This window comes from Bacillus sp. E214 (genome assembly GCF_008087365.1).
Classification (GTDB): Bacteria; Bacillota; Bacilli; order Bacillales; family Pradoshiaceae; genus Pradoshia.
The window spans coordinates 182,188-199,330 of record NZ_VENN01000005.1 but is presented as its reverse complement, the minus strand read 5'-3'; the positions used below and the strand labels follow the sequence as shown (position 1 = coordinate 199,330).

Here is a 17,143-nt window from a genome sequence, read left to right as displayed (position 1 = left end):
TTAATAAATATTATTTTAATATAATTAATTGACAGGTGACAGGTTGTCACTTATAGTAGTCTTACTTGATAAACTGTCATGAAACTGACCAGACTAATTACATCAAGAGACTAATAAGTAAAGGGTGTCATCAAACGTATATGAAAGTACTTGAGTTGCATCATGTGAACAAACAATACCCGATTGCAGATGGTCAATACTTCCCTGCTCTTAAAGATGTTAATGTTTCCTTTGAGAAGGGAGAATTGGTCTCCATCATTGGTGAATCAGGAAGTGGTAAATCCACTCTAATGAATCTGATTGGCGGGTTGGATTCTGATTTTACCGGTTCCGTTCAGTTTGAAGGGAAGAATATTGGTGAGTTTAATGAAAAAGAAATGGATGAATATCGAAAAAATAAAATAGGCTTTATTTTTCAAAGCTTTAATCTGATTCCGCATTTGTCTGTCCTCGATAATGTCACGATTGCGATGACTTTATCGAATGTAGGGAAAGAGGAACGCATTAAAAGAGCGGAGGAGATTCTAACTCAGGTTGGTTTGAAAAATCATATTTATAAAAAGCCAAATCAATTATCCGGCGGTCAAAAGCAAAGGGTTGCGATTGCGCGTGCATTAATTAATGATCCTGAAATCATCATTGCCGATGAACCAACCGGAGCACTTGATTCTGAAACAACGGAACAAGTATTGGCGATCATAAAAGATATTGCTAAGCAAGGTAAGCTGGTTATTATGGTTACTCACTCTGAGCGAGTAGCGAACCATTCCTCAAGGGTAATCCAAATTGCAGATGGGAAAATTATCCGTGATGACAGAGGAGAACCTCTAGAACAAATGGAACCTCAATCCAATCAAGTGGAAAAGAAGGTTGGTGAAAACCTTAGCTTTGTGGCGGCCGTGAAACTTGCATTTCTGAATATGAAAGAGAAGCTTGGTAGAAATGTTTGGGTTTCATTAGGAGCAAGCATAGGAATCATGAGTGTCATCTTTTTCCTTTCATTAGGAAATGGTGTGAAGACCTATATGAATGACTCTATGAACAGTATGGTGAATCCGCTTGTCGTAGAAGTTAATATGCCTTCTGAGGAAGAGGAACTTCCGCCATCAGTGGATGAAAATCAGGCAATGATGCTATCGATGATGGGAGAACAGACACCATTTGAGGAAAAGGATATCGAGAAATTATCCGAAATCGAGCATGTTTCTTCAGTGGAAAAGGGATTTAATCTCATCTCATTTGGCTCCAATGCGGTTAAATATGGAGACAAAAAGGTTGATTTGATGATGATTACAACCATTTCATCTAACATAACAGATACGAGTATTAAGGAAGGCACTTTACCTGGAAAACAAGAAATTCTCCTTGCGGAGGGTACCGCTGAAAAATTAGGCGGAGATATGATCGGTAAAGATGTTAACGTAACGCTAATGCTTAATGAACAGTTATATGAAAAAACCTATACGGTTAGTGGAATTATTTCATTAGGCAGTCAATTTGCAGCGATGGATTTAATCTATGCCAATTATGAGGATCTGGTACAGCTTGCAGAGGATAACGGTCAGACATTGGATCCTACAAGTATCTATTTAGTTGCAGATAATGAAGAGTTTACGGAAGATATAAAAGCAAAAATCAAGGATATGGGCTACAATGGTTCATCGCAAGAAACAATGACAGCTATGATGAACGAAATGCTGGATGTTTTGACATATGTATTAACCGGGATTTCAGGCATTTCACTTTTTGTTTCAGCAATCATGATTTTGGTTGTTCTCCATATTAGTGTTGTTGAGCGTACGAAGGAAATCGGGGTCCTAAAAGCGATTGGTGCAAGACGCATGGATATTAGAAGAATTTTTGTATCTGAAGCATTCCTGATTGGATTATCGAGTGGAATTATCGGTGTTCTGGCAGCCTCTTTATTAACCTTTGTAGCTAATAGCCTTTCAACTAAATTAATTGATTTTGAAATTGTACAAATAACCCCAGCATATCTTGTTTTCGGTGTTGCTGCTAGCATCATTATTAGCATGCTTTCTGGACTTATGCCCGCCAATAAAGCGGCTAAATTGGATCCAGTTGACTCTTTACGCAGAGAGTAGGAAAGTATATGCCGAGTCAAACATTTGTGAATTTACCAGCGGAAAAGAGAATCAGGATTATTCAGGCTGCTAAGGAGGAATTTAGCCAATATTCCTTCTATGATGCATCAATTAATCGAATTATTAAAGAAGCGCAAATTCCTCGGGGAAGCTTCTATCGTTACTTTGAAAATAAAGAAGATCTGTTTCTGTATTTATTAAATGAATATAAAAGTGACCTCTTGGATCAGATTAACAGCAAGATTAACGCCGGGGTAAACCTCTTTTTAATTCACTTTCTGCTATTTGATTATATAACTAAGAAAGCGATGGATCCTGCTCATTCCAAGTTTTTGGTCAATGTATTTACGCGGACGGATAGTAAGCTAGCTGAACATTTAATGAGCTTTACGGATGTACGTGAAATGGAAGAGAAACAAGAGAAGTTTCTGAATCTAGTTACTGACACTCATTTACTAAAGGTTGAAATAAAAGAGGAATTGTTTCAAGTTATTGAGATATTGAGAACTATCACATTCAATCAAATTATCCTGGCGTTAAATGATCTTTCGACTGTAAGCCAAAAAAGAAAAGACATGGAGCGTCAATTTCATTTTATTAAATATGGTGTACTGAAATAAACAAAGTAAAAGCCTTGAACGTGTGTTCTAAACAGGTTCAAGGCTTTTTATTATAGTCAGGTAGCTTCCACTCGATCTGCAAATATATGAATATTATCTTTAAGAATAGAAGGCTGTTGGTCTGCCGGGTACGATTTTAATGCTATTTTGGCAATGAATTTCTCGAAAATTCCCAATGCGTGAGAACGAATTTCTCCACCGAAGCAGTCAATTGCTGTTGCTTGCTCAAGTAACTCATCTGGAAAGTTGGTTTGAAAGTATTTTTCAGCATTTCCGACATCAGCGCAGCAAATAAATAGACCGACCTCTTTCTGTTTAAAATCTTTAAGATGGTTTTTTACGAATTTTTTTACCGACGAATGAAGTTTCCCATAACGGATGGGACCGCCAATCAAAACAGTATCATAGGCATCCAGCGAAGGATCAGTGTGCGTAAGATCAACTAATTTTGCATGCCCATTAAAGTCTTGTTCAAGGATATGTACGCATGTTTCTGTAGTTCCGCTTTTTGAAGCATAAGCAATCAATATGTTCATGACTAATATGGCTCCCTTCTAAGATGACGTGTCTATATAAAGCATATACCCTTTTTGTCATCCTACCAAGGGGAAATATCAGAAACTTCTAATATTATCTGACATTAGGTTTTAGAGATAGAGGGCAATCTGTAGAAATAATCTTTGGCCGCAAGTAGTTGATTGGTCCGCCAGCTACTTATCCATGGAAAAGGTTAATAGGACAAGAGAGAGGTGTATAAAGCCAATAAAAAATCCTGTCCGCTGGTTTAGCGGACAGGATTTAACATTTATTAATAGGCTATGCTGAATAAACCTTTAATGTGTGAAAGATAACGGATATTACTTGCTTCTTTCATCATTGTAGCCGGTAAGCCTTTTAATGGTGTTGAGTTCCCGCCAATAATGGCTACGCCATCTTTACGTCCAAGACTTGCTAATGTTCCTGAGTTTACTGGAGCAAATACTTCAGGAAGAGTACCCTTAATGGATGCCGCAATATTATAACCAATCAATTCACCCATTTGCCAAGCCATTTGTGCAGTTGGCGGGTATGGTCTCGCACCAGGAGCAGGGAAGACAACTGCACTGTCACCAGCAATATAAACATCAGGATGTGAAGTAGATTGTAGATATTCATTAACAGTAGCACGGTTACGATCTACTGCTAAACCAGATTCGCCGATAACAGGAAGGCCTTGTACACCGCCAGTCCATACAAATGTGTTGGCGATAATTTGTTGGCCATCTTTTAATTCAATCACATTTCCGTTTACACCTGTGACAGGAAGTCCAGTCAAGAATTGAACTCCACGATTCTCTAAGCTTGTCATTGAACGTTCAATTAAATGATCAGGAAGCATAGGTAAAATTTTTGGACCTGCTTCAACTAAGATAAATTTAAGCTCAGAAGGATCAACCATATATTTTTTAGCTACTTTAGGGGTTGTATCTGCAATTTCTCCAACTAATTCAACACCGGTTAGTCCGCCGCCACCGATTACAATGGTTGCATCGGCTGGATTTTTAGTTTGTGCATATTCTTTAATTCGATCTTCGATATGCTTGTTAATTTTATTAGCATCCTCTGCTGATTTTAAGACCATACTATTTTCTTCAAGTCCAGGAATGCCAAAATAAGCAGTTTGGCTGCCTAATCCAACGACTAATTTATCATAGGTTAAGATTTTTCCGCTTGAAAGGGTTACCTTTCTTTCATCTGCTGATATAGATTCAACTTTAGAGATGATTAGATTAATATCTTTTCCTTTAAACAAACGATCTAATGGCATAGCAATTCTGCCTTCGCTAATATTGCCTGCTGCCAAACGATGCAGTTCAGTAATGATTTGATGTGTCGGATATTGGTTAACAACTGTAATAGTAGCTTCTTCAGATGTTAAATGCTGACGTGCTGATAATGCTGAAAGAAGACCGCCATACCCTGCTCCTAAAATAACAATTTCTTGTGCCATGATATGTTCCACCCTTGTTTGTAATATTTTTAATCTAGTATTTTATTAAAATCATTTAATAAGTGCTTTTTGTATAAATGAATAAGCTTTTATTTAGAACGTTCGTTGCTTACTTGAAGATAAGCGCTGGCAAAACGAAGAACCTTTTGGATTTGAGGATCTTTTAGCATTTTCATCAAACCGAATACACTGATCACTTCTTTGCTTTGTTCAGCTCTTTCCTTTGCTTCCATAGCATTGACAGCTATATGTTTGGCTGTTTTCGTAACAGGCTCTGCAAATTCCTTCGCTGTATTGGCAAAATCGTTTACTAATACTTTATCAGTAGCGACGGATTGAGCGAATTCATATGATTTGTTCAGTGCTGTTACAACTTCAGTTAATTGTGGTAATTGATTTAATAGTGTAACTAATGATTCCTGAACCTCTGGTTTTGATAATTGTTTTAACAATTCTTCTTGTGAAGCAACCGGAGAGGATTGTGTCTCTGATTGCTGTTTCATTGTGTCTGACATAGCAAATACCCCATTTCTGTTTGTTATAGCGAAAAATTAAATTAGTTATATTTATATAACCATAAATCCTCTACTTTAAGCATACTCCTTGTGTATAAATTCACAAAACTTTTTGCTCGAAAAAAGCGCTTTCATAGCAAAAAGAATACTATTTACACTATATTGATAGTGAAATATTTCATTCATCAATAGTTACCGTTGTAATTTTGATTTATAAATAATGAAAACAGGAGGATTTTTGAGGATGATAAATATGTGTAAATCTAAAATAGTTAATGGGGAGAGAGTGTGTTTAGGGCATTTTATAATAGTGAAATAATGAAGGAATAAAAAAATAGACCCTCCGAGGAGAGTCTACTTCCTGATTATTCTTGTTCACCAATAATCGTTTCGGCAATGTTTTTAGCATGATCGCCGATACGTTCAAGATTACTTAAAATATCAACGTAAACGAGGCTTGCTTGTGCAGAGCAGGATCCATTATTTAAGCGGATGACATGCTGCTTTCTTAATTGGCGCTCCATCTTATCGATTTTACGTTCCAATTCAAGCACCTTATATGCACTTTCCTTATCTTGATTCTCTATTGCCGCCATCGCTTCTTTGACCGCTTCTATAGTTAGTGTGAACATTTGAGACATGCCTTCTGTGGCCTCATCTGTAAATGTTGCTTTATTTGTATTTTTATACTCTGCAAATTCCAGAATATTTTCGCAATGATCGCCAATGCGTTCGATATCTGTAATGGTATGCATTAGAATATTATGTTCGTCAGATTCATTAGCAGACAGTGAACTTGTGGAGACTTTAACAAGATAATCTGTTATTTTGTGATCTAAATTATTAAGAGCCTCTTCAATTTGATTACCTGTATTCAATGAAGCAGTTTCATTAGTTAACAGGTAGTTATACGTTTCTTCCAATCCTTTAATAGCAAACTCGCCCATTCGCAAAGTTTCCTTTTTCGCCTGTCCAAGTGCAATAGAAGGAGATTGGTCGATGATTCGTTCATCCAGATGCTCTGGTTTATACTCAATAACAGTATCTTTTCCTGGAATGAGTTTAGTAACAATCCACGCATATACACCAATGAATGGAATCATGATCAGTGTGTTTGTAATGTTGAATGTTCCATGTGCAAAGGCAATGGTCATTTCCGGATTTAGTCCAAGTGTTTGTTGGAACCAGCCAATAAGGGACGTAAATGGAACGAGCAAAATCATAAAAATGATTGTACCGAACACATTGAAAAGTATGTGTACACAAGCAGCACGTCTAGCGGCAACTGATGCACCAATCGATGCAAGAAGGGCAGTGATAGTTGTTCCGATGTTATCTCCGAATAGTACCGGTAAGGCACCTTGCAGGTCAATAAGCCCTTCACCAAATAATCCCTGAAGGATTCCGATTGTAGCACTGGAGCTTTGTACTAATAATGTAAAGACTGTTCCTACTACAACACCGAGTATGGAATAATCACTTAAGCTGACAGTTAGATCATGAAACCATTCGAAGGTACGTAGAGGCTTCATTCCACTGCTCATAAGCTCTAGGCCATAGAATAATAATCCGAATCCAAATAGGATTTGACCGAAGTTGTGCAGCTTTTGGTTTTTAAAGAAGAATAATAAAAATGCACCGACAAAGATAATTGGTAATGCATATTCGCCAACATCAATACCGATAATGAAGGCAGTAATGGTTGTACCGATATTTGCCCCCATGATGACACCAATAGCCTGGCGGAGTGTCATAAATCCGGCACTTACCAATCCAACCGTGATAACTGTTGTACCTGAACTACTTTGAATTAAAACTGTAACTAGAATACCAACCAGAATCCCCATAATAGGGTTGGTTGTATATTTATCCAATAGATCTCTTAGTCGATCACCTGCGGATTTTTGGAGTCCATCCCCCATGTATTTGATACCGAATAGGAAGATACCCAATCCGCCGAGAAATTGAAAAAGCATTTCTTGAATACTTACATCCACTGTTTACACCTCAACATTATTTTAGAAAAATATTTTCGATTATCATTATTATTGACAAGAAGTTGAAAGTAAATACTAAACAGTCATATTTAACTATAACTTTACGGTTCCTTTACGTTCGTGTAATTTATCAATAAATTAAAAAAAATATATTATTTTAAAATATAGGTTTTTGAAGAAAAACAGTGTATGGTTACATTGAATTCTGGATAGAATTAATGATTTCTATAATAGATAACAGTACCAGATATGAAAGATATGTATACTCTAAATCCTCAACTGAATGAAGAACAGTAGAAAATATGATAGACTTAATAAACAATATTTTCGGGAGAAGAGGGGGATGATTGGTGTACCTTTCCGTGAAAGAAACAGCAGAATACTTATCATTGCCGGAATCCTATCTTGAAACTCTTATCAAGCAAAAGAAAATCCGGGCTATATTTGACGGGGAGCAGTATTTGATTAACAATGATCAATTCTCCAATTATCAAGAGCAGCTGCAGGAATATAAAAAGCTTTTCCAGGAATGGTTAACTGAACCGATTCCTGAAGATTGGGATGCAAAAGATGAGGATTAATAAAACAGGGGGGCAAATTTTGCCTTCTTTTTTTTGCTTAAATCCTTATCCCATCTTCATTGCCAATTAAACAGTTAGTAACAACCAATCTTTGCATCTAATTGTAATGTCTGCAGTCATTTTTTGATATGATTTATGTAGCGTTCGTAATTATAAAAAATTCTTATTATAGGTAAGCATGCTCCTTTATTGGGGTACTAGTAAGAATATAATGGCACTTTTGAAATTATGATTTTTATTTTGGTAGGCGAGGGAGAGGTTACTTATGAATCTAGCAACAATTGGTACTAGTAGCATTACAGAACAATTTATAGATGCAGTTTTAGAAAGCGATGGTCTTTATCTAAAGGCGATTTATTCAAGAAATTTGGATAAGGCGTCTCGTTTTGCGAATAAGCATGAGGTCGATCTTGTTTTTAATCAGCTGGAGGAACTAGCTAAATGTAAGGAAATCGATATTGTCTATATCGCTTCTCCGAACTCATGTCATTTTGAACAAGCGGTTTTAATGTTAGAAAACGGGAAACATGTCATATGTGAAAAACCGTTATTCTCTAATGTGGCAGAGCTGGATCAGGCATATCAAATCGCTAAAAGGAATAACGTCTATCTTTTTGAAGCCATCAGAACCCTTCATACACCCAACTTCAAGTTACTGCAGGATAATATTAGACGAGTGGGGAGAATTCGTAATATAAACTTACAATATATGAAATACTCTTCCAGATATGATCAACTACTGGAGGGGGAGATTCCTAATATTTTCTCAGCTGATTATTCAGGTGGTGCTTTGGTGGACCTAGGTGTTTATCCTCTTGCCATGGCCTTCGCCCTTTTCGGAAAACCTATCTCGACCAGCTATACTCCAGTTATGCTTGATAGTGGCGTTGATGGAGGAGGAACACTAATCCTCAAGTATTCTGATTTTGTATGTACAATTGTTTGCTCGAAAATAGTTAATTCCTATGGGTCAAATGAAATTCATGGGGAGACGGGGAATATTATCTTTCCTGGATCAGGAACCATTCAAAAGCTTGAGTATATTGATAGAGAAACAAAAGTGTGCGAACCCTTTTCAATTCCTCAAAAAGAGAATGATATGGTGTATGAAATTGATACTTTTATCGATATTATCAACCATGATAAACAGCCAGATTATCAAAAGCTAATTGAGATTAGTAGAGGGGTACTGGAAATTACAGAGTACTCCCGAAAAGAAAGTGGAATTGTATTTAGTACAGAAAGAGAATCTGAATAATTTTTTAATAGAAGGCTGCCGGCAGGGCGGTCTTCTATTTTTTATAAGCAGAGATGTTTATTAATTCAAAAAAAATACACAATTTATAGGTTTGTTTTAATTAAGGGGTGGAAAGGTAATAGTGGGAAAAACTTTGCTTTATTCTATTAATCATAAGTTCAAGGAGGAGAAGTGAGCATGATTAGGGACATTATAAACAAAACGTTTTCTATGGGAATTGGAGCAGCTGTAACAAGCAAGGAACAAATTGAAAAATTAGTGGATGAATTGGTGAAAAAGGGTGAAGTAACTCATGCAGAATCTAAATCAATGGTGGAAGATCTAGTGAAAAAGGGTAATGAAGCCCGGACAGAATTTGAACAACAAATTAATTTAAAGGTTAAGCAACGTCTGGCAGAAATGGATCTTGCCACAAAAGAAGACATTGCACGATTGGAAAATCGAATTGCTTTGTTAGAGGAGAAAAATCAATAACAACACAAGTTTATGAATGAGCAGGTTAGGGGGGAAGCAGATGCTTGAAAAGAGAATACGTCACTTTAATCGGTACCAGGATATCATCCGTGCAATGATTCATAATGGATTTGGATCCATTGCCAAAGAACTGGGATTATCCGATATGCTACCGTTTGGAGGGCAGTGGACGTTTGAAGGCAAGGAGGTTAAAAATCGGCCGGCTGCCGAGCGGATTCGTGCCATTCTTGAGGAATTGGGCCCGACTTTTGTAAAGCTTGGGCAGATGCTGAGTACAAGACCTGATATCGTTCCTCCTTCCGTTATTTTGGAATTGGAAAAGCTGCAGAATCATGTGCCTGCCTTCTCCCCTGAAGAAGTCAAAAAGATTATCGAATCGAATCTGGAAGCAACAATTGATGAACTGTTTTCCGACTTTACAGAAGAAGCATTGGCTGCGGCTTCTATTGGTCAAGTACATAAGGCTGTTCTTCATACAGGGGAAGAGGTCGCTGTAAAGGTGCAACGCCCTAATATCCAGGGTAATATTGAGACAGATCTAGAAATCTTGCATAATATTGCTAGATTGGCAGAAAAGCGATTCAGCTGGGCTAGAGATTATGGCATAAGTGATATAGTGGATGAATTTTCTCAATCCTTACATCAGGAACTGGATTATGGAATTGAGGGAAGAAATTCCGAAAAAATAGCTAATCAATTTATCGATAATGACATAATTAAGATACCATCTATTTATTGGGACTACTCTACTAAGCGAGTATTAACGATGGAATATGTAGAAGGTATTAAAATAAATGAAATCGAAATGCTAGATGAACTTGGGTTTGACAGGCAACTAATCAGTGAGCGCTTTACGGATGCGATGATGAATCAAATCTTAATCAACGGTCTGTTTCATGCAGATCCACATCCAGGCAATGTCCTGATTCAACCTGGAAATCGAATTGTTTTGATTGATTTCGGTAATATTGGACACCTGGATACACGGATAAAGTATGCATTTGCAACATTGATTATTGCCTTAAAACGAGGTAATACGGATAGTGTCATGCGTGCAATCCTGAAGCTGGGCTTCACACCTGATGATATCAATTATGATAAACTGCGATCTGATGTAGAAGAAATTATCGATAAGTATTATGGTCATCCTTTAAATACTTTAAATATGAGTGAAGCAGTGAATGACTTCTTTACATTAACCTACTTACATCATATCCGTATCCCATCTGATTTGACTATGCTGGGTAAAACCTTCCTTGCAGTGGAAGGTGTTGTAGAAACATTGAATCCGGAATTCAATATTATTGATGTAATTGAGCCGTTTGGGGAGAAGTTGATTAAAGAAAGACTGAAGCCTAAAAACCTGGCGGACTCCTTGTGGAACAAAGTAGTGGAATACTCGGATATCCTGGACGAAATGCCTCGCAATATAAATGAATTGATGAATAAGCTGAAAGAAGGTAAATTTCGTGTACAAATAGAAGTGCCGCAACTAGATGTGTTCCTTGGTAAAATGGATAAGGTCGGGAACCAGCTTTCCTATGCGATTATTCTCTTGTCCTTTAGTATTATTATGGCAGGCTTGATTATAGGATCATCATCTAGAGGGAGCGGTTCTATATTATGGCAAGTGCCTATTATTGAAATTGGATCGATTATCGCCACCTTAATGGTACTGTATTTACTTTATTCAATTTTTAAATCGGGCAAATTTTGAGAGGAAGTTTTTAAGTGGGAAACGTAAAGACGAATGCACTGCGCCTTTTAGATCAAAAAGAAATTGAGTATGAAATATTTCAATACGAAAATCGCGATGGGAAAATTGATGGTATTTCCGTTGCAGAGAAGATAGGCCAGGATTATCGTCTTGTCTATAAGACTCTCGTTACCATTTCAGGGACTGGCTCTGTTTATGTATTTGTGATTCCTGTAGATTCAGAGCTAGATTTGAAAAAAGCAGCTAAAGTTTCTGGTGAAAAGAAAGTTGAAATGCTGCCTATGAAAGACATACAAAAATATACGGGGTATATCCGCGGTGGCTGTTCACCGGTTGGGATGAAAAAGCAGTATAAAACATACATAGATGTATCAGCTGAAATTCAGGAAAAAATTATAGTCAGTGCAGGAAAAATAGGAGTGCAAATGAAAGTAAAGGTTGCTGATTTACTTACATCAGTAGTAGATGGCGATTTTGCTGACGTTATACATGGGTGAAAGGTCTGATTAGGGCCTTTTTTTCTTGTAATTTAGGGAGATTAGTAAACAGATACACCGGATTTAATAAGTATTGGGTCCTTATTTTTCTCTGTATGAAGTGATGAGTTCTATTTAATGTTGGGTCAGTAGTTTGTATGTAATGAAAGTCGGGTTTTAAAATATCTGGATAAGACTGTTTACAATTTTTGGGTGAATGCCATATGATAAAGTGGGGATTGAAATTTTTTACATTTGAAATAGGGGGAGCTATATGAATAAGAAATATACCCACTTTGAAACTGCAGCTATCCATGCCGGATATGAATCAAACGAACATCAAGGAAGCCTTTCTATGCCAATCTATCAAACTTCCACCTTTACATTTGAATCTGCTGAACAGGGGGAACAGCGATTTGCCGGTACAGATAATGGATTTATCTATTCGAGATTAGGCAATCCAACCGTACGCTCATTAGAAGAGAAGATAGCAGTATTGGAAGGAGCTGAGGAAGGAATTGCATTTGGGTCTGGTATGGCTGCTGTATCAGCTGTTTTAATGGAACTTACCAAGGCAAATGACCATATTCTATGCTCACTCGGTATTTATGGTTGTACATTCGATTTATTAGTCATGATGAAAGAGAAGTATAACATCCATCATGACTTTAGTCCGATGGAAACAGAGGAACAAATACAGGAGTTAATTAAACCTGAAACAACGTGTATATTTATTGAAACGCCAATAAACCCAACTATGAGAGTCATTGACTTGGAAATGGTGGCACGGGTGGCTAAAAGAAATGGGATCCCCGTCATTGTGGACAATACATTTCCTTCGCCATACTTGCAACAGCCCCTTCAGCTGGGATGTGACATAGTTGTACACAGTGCAACAAAATATATTTGCGGACATGGGGATGTTGTAGCGGGCTTGGCTGCGGGTTCCCGTGAATTCATATCACGAGTTAGAAAAACAATGTTAAAGGACGTCGGGGGAATTATGGCGCCTTTTGATGCATGGCTATTGTTAAGGGGAATCAAAACCTTGCCAATTCGGATGGACCGTCATAGCGAAAATGCTCAAAAAATTTATGAGAAGCTTAAAGAACATCCAAAAGTTGAGCGGATTTATTATCCTGGAGATAAGCAAAACGTTGGATATGAGGCAGCTATGAAACAAATGCGTCAGCCAGGAGGGATTATCGCTTTCGAAATAAAAGGCAGTAAAGAGGATGCACAAGCCTTCCTTAACAGGATGAAGCTTATTAAAATTGCAGTCAGCTTAGGTGATGTTGAAACATTGATTTGTCACCCGGCTTCAATGACTCATGCTATTATTCCGGAATCTGAACGATTGGAAATGGGTGTTACAGACCAATTGCTGCGTGTATCCGTTGGATTGGAAAACTGGCAAGATCTATGGGGGGATATAAAACAAGCGCTGGGAAATGATTAGGTATAACTATAAAGGGGCTGAATCTTTATTATAGAGATTCAGCCTTTAACGTATGGAGAATAGCTCTTGTTAGGATTTCGATGCCTTCTATTATACAGGAACGATCAAATGTCATATTTGGGTGATGAAGTCCGGGAGTTAAATCAGCACCAAGTGCCAGCATGGTTGCTTTTATGGAAGGGCGAAGTTTCGTATAAAAGTGAAAATCGTCACTTCCGGGAGTTAACACTGTAGGGCTTAATGCTTTATGCCCCATTGTATCCAAAATAGCTTTTTCCATAAACTGAGCCGCCTTGGCGGAGATGATGGAAGCCGGTGTATCTGGATATGGTTCTAGTTGGATATGAATGCGGAAGATTGATTCTAATTGAGCAAAGGTTTGCTTTATTTGCTCTTTAATGATGTTCAGGTCTTCATTTGATTGAGCCCTGGCATCAATTCCAAACAAAGCAGTACCTGGTATAACATTTAAATTTTCATTACCTGTTTCGAATCTGGTGATTTTGATGGAATGTGGTTTCATCGGCGACAGTTTAATTTGTTGAAGCAGCTGATGCATCATAATTAGGACATCTATTGAACTTGTCCCTAAGTGAGGCCGCGCTCCATGTGCATCTTCTCCAATGATTTTTCCTGAAAGATGGTAGGTTGCCCCATGATTGATCGCAGGAGCTGCCATGCCAAGAGGCAGCTCTTCTATTGGACGAAGATGGAGACCGTATAAATAATCAACGTCATCTACAATTCCAAGATTCGTTACAGCCTTGGCACCTTCACCCGTTTCTTCTGCCGGCTGAAAGATAAATCGAACTGTTCCTTTTTCTTTTTCAGTCTCAGTCAATTCTTTGAGCATCAAGGCTACACCCAAAACGATTGACATGTGCGCATCATGTCCGCATGAATGATTAGCTCTAAAGGTTCCATCACATTCCTGCCAAAGGGCATCCATATCCGCTCGTAAAGCAATGACTGGCTTGCCGGAGCCTATTTCAGCAGCTAAACCGGGAAATGAGGGGAAAGCGTTACACTTAACCCCTTCTTCGATTAATCGCTTTTCAATAAAGGCTGCAGTTTCATGCTCTTTCCAGCTTATCTCAGGATGTGAGTGTAAATATTCAAAAATGGAATGTATATAGGGTTCAAGTTGCCTAAGTTTTGTCTTCAAAGTATATGGATCCTTTCATTAGTTGTCCGGCAATACTGTTTAGTAACCTGTTATGATAGTGTACGCATCTTTTGTTGAAAGTTTCCTTCGGATGAAATTGTATATTATTTCAACTATTATAAATACTTAGGTACAATGGATTTAAGGCTGTATGAAGGGGAGAAATAAATGAATACATTAGATGAAATTCTTGCTTATAATCGTGAATTTGTAAACAAGGAAGAATACTTGCCATATGAGACCACTAAATTTCCCGATAAAAAAATGGTTATAGTAAGCTGTATGGACACCAGGCTGGTTGAGTTGTTACCAAAGGCCATGAATATTGCTAACGGAGATGTCAAAATTATAAAGACTGCCGGGGCAATCGTAAATCATCCATTTGGCGGTGTGATGCGTTCCATCATTGTGGCAATTCATGCATTGGGAGCAAGAGAAGTATTTATTGTAGGCCATGAGGATTGCGGTATGGCTGCCATGGATCCAAATCAATTGATTGGACAAATGACTGATAATGGAGTACCTAATGAGACCTTTTCTACTTTGGAGCATGTAGGAATAGATGTGAAGCAGTGGGTTAAGGGCTTCTCTAATGTCCATGAAAGCGTAACGGAAAGTGTTAATCTGGTTAAGAATCATCCGTTAATGCCTGCATATATACCAGTAACGGGAATGGTTATTCATCCATCGACCGGGGAATTATCTGTTGTCGTCAATGGATATGAAAAAGTGAAATCGGAATAAGTTTATTAATGAATGACGTGGGGACACGTCATTTTTTGATTAAAGGGACTGGGACATATTAAAGAATAGTTAGTATTAGACATTTGTTGAAGTCCTTTAACGATAGGGACTAAATACGACGAGTTACATTAATATGTAATTTAAAAACTCGTCAATCATGAATCCGCATCGAATAGGTGCTGCGTAAACATGAATAGCGGGTTTTTTATTTAAATCTGCACTAATCCATCCAGTTTTTCAACTAGATTATCAAGTTCATTAAAGCTATGAGAAATACCGGTTATTAGCTGGTTTTGCTCTTTGATATTAGCGAGAATCTCCTGTGAGGATGCAGAACTTTCCTGTGTAAAGCTGGATATTCGGATAATCTCTGTTGCAATCCTTTGAGATTTGGCTGTAAGCGGATTGAGTATGTTTTGAACTTTATTGGCCTACTTAGAACCCCCCCTTGTATAAGAAATATAGAGGGTCTTGGATGACTTTTTGAGGAATATTTTTGAATTTAATTACGGTGTTTACAGAGGGATATTAGCTAGGGGATTTTTGGAAAGGCGAAATAAATAAGAGCCAGATAAACTGGCTCCATGCTTACTGTTTTTCGGGCTCGTATTTCTTTTCGCTGGAAGAAGTGCTCTTCGTAGCAGTCTTATCTTTTTCTTCAAGATTTTCTTCTCGTAAATCTTCGATAGGAATGGTGTCTACATGCTGTTCATCTTCAAATCTATCGAGCATATGCTCTTTGTCAGTCATTGAGTTTTCAGGATTGTCCATTTTTTTCTTCGATAATGGTTTTTCCTTTGTCATGTGTATTCACTCCCATTGTTCGTTTCTTATTCTATACCCCTATAGAATAAGAATACACATTATTTGGAAGTGAAGGACTCTTTGTGAGTTGAGTAATGGGCTAGCCATTTTCGATTAACTTCAAAACCCATTCCGGCTTGTTCAGGAACTTGAATGACACCGTTCTCGACAATCACGCTAGGGGACGTGATATCTTGCTCCCAATAATGGCTGGAGCTCGAAATGTCACCAGGCAGATTAACCTGTGGCATGGAAGCCAGTGCAATCGTATGGGCTCGGCTAATTCCAGATTCAAGCATACCGCCGCACCAAACGGAAATATTATTGGCTTCACAAAGATGAAGAATTTTAATGGCTTCTGATAAACCGCCGACTCGTCCAATTTTCAAATTAATCACTTTGCAGCTACCCAGAGCAATTGCTTGTTTGGCGTTCTCGAATGATTGAATGCTTTCATCCAGGCATACCGGTGTTGTGATATGTTGCTGAAGAATGGCATGCTCATAAAAATCGTCAAAACGAAGCGGCTGTTCAATCATCATTAAATCAAATTCATCCAGCGCTTTTAGGAGGTCCATATCTGCTAAACAATAGGCTGAATTTGCATCAGCCATAATGGGTAAGTGTGGGTATCTCCTACGAACTGTCCGAATAAGAGAGATGTCCTGACCGGGTTTGATTTTAAGCTTAATTCTCTTATATCCCTGCTCAAGGCTATGATCAATCAGGCGAAATAAATGTTCATCTGAGGTCTGCAGTCCAATACTAACTCCTGTTTCAATCTCATTTTTAGTTCCACCTAAAGCTCTCGATAAGGATTTATTATTTTTCTTCGCATATAAATCCCAAATTGCGCCTTCGAGAGCCGATTTAGCCATTGGATTTTTGCGAACGGGAGAAAAAAGATGCTGAAGTTCATCCGGATGATAGATTGGCTGCTGGATGAGTTTGGGGATTAAAAAATCTTTCATAATATGTGCAGCAGTTTGGAGTGTTTCCTCCGTATACCAAGGTTCTCGGAAGGCAACACATTCACCCCACCCAACCATACCGTCGCAATCAACCATTTCAATAATAATCATTTCTCTATCCTTCAAGCTTCCAAAGCTAGTAGTAAAGGAATTCTTTAGTTCCATTGAAATATAGTGGAGAGTAATCTCTTTAATATTGATAGAAATATCCATTGTAACCGCTCCTTTAATTGTAAGAATACCGTAACATATCTAATTAGCAACGGC

The 17,143-nt window shown here is 37.8% G+C and carries 16 protein-coding genes; 9 read left to right on the top strand and 7 right to left on the bottom strand.

Features of this window, described 5'->3' with window-relative positions; translation table 11 throughout:
- The first annotated feature begins 140 nt into the window (after positions 1 to 140).
- Together FHY47_RS16170 and FHY47_RS16165 are read left to right on the top strand one after the other, a co-directional pair.
- Positions 141 to 2,105 (top strand): ABC transporter ATP-binding protein/permease, encoded by a 1,965-nt coding sequence (locus tag FHY47_RS16170; RefSeq protein WP_139892738.1) that lies wholly within the window; start codon positions 141 to 143, stop codon positions 2,103 to 2,105.
- Positions 2,106 to 2,113: 8 nt separating this feature from the next.
- A complete protein-coding gene (locus tag FHY47_RS16165) occupies positions 2,114 to 2,725 on the top strand; it encodes a TetR/AcrR family transcriptional regulator (RefSeq protein WP_148631111.1) in 612 nt (203 codons plus the stop codon).
- Positions 2,726 to 2,781: 56 nt separating this feature from the next.
- On the opposite strand, the gene FHY47_RS16160 is transcribed toward FHY47_RS16165, so the two are convergent.
- The 4 genes from FHY47_RS16160 to FHY47_RS16145 all read right to left on the bottom strand — a co-directional run bounded on the left by FHY47_RS16160 (position 2,782) and on the right by FHY47_RS16145 (position 7,227).
- The gene (locus FHY47_RS16160) at positions 2,782 to 3,261 is read right to left on the bottom strand and encodes a flavodoxin domain-containing protein (RefSeq protein WP_066108330.1); all 480 of its coding nucleotides are present in this window, start codon (positions 3,259 to 3,261) and stop codon (positions 2,782 to 2,784) included.
- 272 nt (positions 3,262 to 3,533) lie between these two features.
- Positions 3,534 to 4,715, bottom strand: coding sequence for an NAD(P)/FAD-dependent oxidoreductase (locus FHY47_RS16155; RefSeq protein WP_140462149.1), 1,182 nt, complete (start codon positions 4,713 to 4,715; stop codon positions 3,534 to 3,536).
- Positions 4,716 to 4,804: 89 nt separating this feature from the next.
- The gene (locus FHY47_RS16150) at positions 4,805 to 5,230 is read right to left on the bottom strand and encodes a DUF1641 domain-containing protein (protein ID WP_148631109.1); all 426 of its coding nucleotides are present in this window, start codon (positions 5,228 to 5,230) and stop codon (positions 4,805 to 4,807) included.
- Positions 5,231 to 5,595: 365 nt separating this feature from the next.
- Complete coding sequence (locus tag FHY47_RS16145) at positions 5,596 to 7,227, bottom strand: Na/Pi cotransporter family protein (protein WP_187393501.1); 1,632 nt, start codon at positions 7,225 to 7,227, stop codon at positions 5,596 to 5,598.
- A gap of 350 nt (positions 7,228 to 7,577) precedes the next feature.
- On the opposite strand from FHY47_RS16145, the gene FHY47_RS16140 reads away from it, so the two are divergent.
- The 6 genes from FHY47_RS16140 to megL all read left to right on the top strand — a co-directional run bounded on the left by FHY47_RS16140 (position 7,578) and on the right by megL (position 13,192).
- On the top strand, positions 7,578 to 7,808 hold the full coding sequence (locus FHY47_RS16140; RefSeq protein WP_066108321.1) for an excisionase family DNA-binding protein: 231 nt from the start codon (positions 7,578 to 7,580) through the stop codon (positions 7,806 to 7,808).
- Positions 7,809 to 8,073: 265 nt separating this feature from the next.
- A complete protein-coding gene (locus FHY47_RS16135) occupies positions 8,074 to 9,066 on the top strand; it encodes a Gfo/Idh/MocA family protein (protein WP_066108319.1) in 993 nt (330 codons plus the stop codon).
- Between the two features lie 177 nt (positions 9,067 to 9,243).
- Positions 9,244 to 9,540 (top strand): phasin family protein, encoded by a 297-nt coding sequence (locus FHY47_RS16130; protein WP_262366033.1) that lies wholly within the window; start codon positions 9,244 to 9,246, stop codon positions 9,538 to 9,540.
- A gap of 40 nt (positions 9,541 to 9,580) precedes the next feature.
- Entirely contained in the window at positions 9,581 to 11,257 is a 1,677-nt protein-coding gene (locus FHY47_RS16125; protein ID WP_066108315.1) for an ABC1 kinase family protein, read from the top strand.
- 14 nt (positions 11,258 to 11,271) lie between these two features.
- Positions 11,272 to 11,754 (top strand): Cys-tRNA(Pro) deacylase, encoded by a 483-nt coding sequence (ybaK, locus tag FHY47_RS16120; protein WP_066108313.1) that lies wholly within the window; start codon positions 11,272 to 11,274, stop codon positions 11,752 to 11,754.
- Positions 11,755 to 12,007: 253 nt separating this feature from the next.
- A complete protein-coding gene (gene megL, locus FHY47_RS16115) occupies positions 12,008 to 13,192 on the top strand; it encodes a methionine gamma-lyase (protein WP_148631107.1) in 1,185 nt (394 codons plus the stop codon).
- 28 nt (positions 13,193 to 13,220) lie between these two features.
- Here the strand turns inward: megL and FHY47_RS16110 are convergent, their stop codons facing one another.
- Positions 13,221 to 14,357 carry an amidohydrolase gene (locus FHY47_RS16110; protein ID WP_066108308.1) on the bottom strand — a complete coding sequence of 379 codons (1,137 nt, stop codon included), beginning with the start codon at positions 14,355 to 14,357 and terminating at the stop codon, positions 13,221 to 13,223.
- Between the two features lie 168 nt (positions 14,358 to 14,525).
- Here FHY47_RS16110 and FHY47_RS16105 point away from each other — a divergent pair, with 168 nt between their 5' ends.
- The gene (locus FHY47_RS16105) at positions 14,526 to 15,101 is read left to right on the top strand and encodes a beta-class carbonic anhydrase (RefSeq protein ID WP_066108306.1); all 576 of its coding nucleotides are present in this window, start codon (positions 14,526 to 14,528) and stop codon (positions 15,099 to 15,101) included.
- 588 nt (positions 15,102 to 15,689) lie between these two features.
- Here FHY47_RS16105 and FHY47_RS16100 read toward each other — a convergent pair.
- Entirely contained in the window at positions 15,690 to 15,905 is a 216-nt protein-coding gene (locus FHY47_RS16100; RefSeq protein WP_066108303.1) for a hypothetical protein, read from the bottom strand.
- Positions 15,906 to 15,964: 59 nt separating this feature from the next.
- A complete protein-coding gene (gene menC / locus FHY47_RS16095; RefSeq protein ID WP_373925503.1) occupies positions 15,965 to 17,089 on the bottom strand; it encodes an o-succinylbenzoate synthase in 1,125 nt (374 codons plus the stop codon).
- Positions 17,090 to 17,143: the final 54 nt, after the last annotated feature.

Bases quoted from the DNA above. Each gene is read 5' to 3' on its own strand.
- FHY47_RS16160 (WP_066108330.1), bottom strand. From the start codon at position 3,261: ATGAACATATTGATTGCTTATGCTTCAAAAAGCGGAACTACAGAAACA.
- FHY47_RS16170 (WP_139892738.1), top strand. From the start codon at position 141: ATGAAAGTACTTGAGTTGCATCATGTGAACAAACAATACCCGATTGCA.
- FHY47_RS16125 (WP_066108315.1), top strand. From the start codon at position 9,581: ATGCTTGAAAAGAGAATACGTCACTTTAATCGGTACCAGGATATCATC.
- FHY47_RS16130 (WP_262366033.1), top strand. From the start codon at position 9,244: ATGATTAGGGACATTATAAACAAAACGTTTTCTATGGGAATTGGAGCA.
- FHY47_RS16135 (WP_066108319.1), top strand. From the start codon at position 8,074: ATGAATCTAGCAACAATTGGTACTAGTAGCATTACAGAACAATTTATA.
- FHY47_RS16150 (WP_148631109.1), bottom strand. From the start codon at position 5,230: ATGTCAGACACAATGAAACAGCAATCAGAGACACAATCCTCTCCGGTT.
- FHY47_RS16100 (WP_066108303.1), bottom strand. From the start codon at position 15,905: ATGACAAAGGAAAAACCATTATCGAAGAAAAAAATGGACAATCCTGAA.
- FHY47_RS16105 (WP_066108306.1), top strand. From the start codon at position 14,526: ATGAATACATTAGATGAAATTCTTGCTTATAATCGTGAATTTGTAAAC.
- menC (WP_373925503.1), bottom strand. From the start codon at position 17,089: ATGGATATTTCTATCAATATTAAAGAGATTACTCTCCACTATATTTCA.
- FHY47_RS16155 (WP_140462149.1), bottom strand. From the start codon at position 4,715: ATGGCACAAGAAATTGTTATTTTAGGAGCAGGGTATGGCGGTCTTCTT.
- FHY47_RS16165 (WP_148631111.1), top strand. From the start codon at position 2,114: ATGCCGAGTCAAACATTTGTGAATTTACCAGCGGAAAAGAGAATCAGG.
- megL (WP_148631107.1), top strand. From the start codon at position 12,008: ATGAATAAGAAATATACCCACTTTGAAACTGCAGCTATCCATGCCGGA.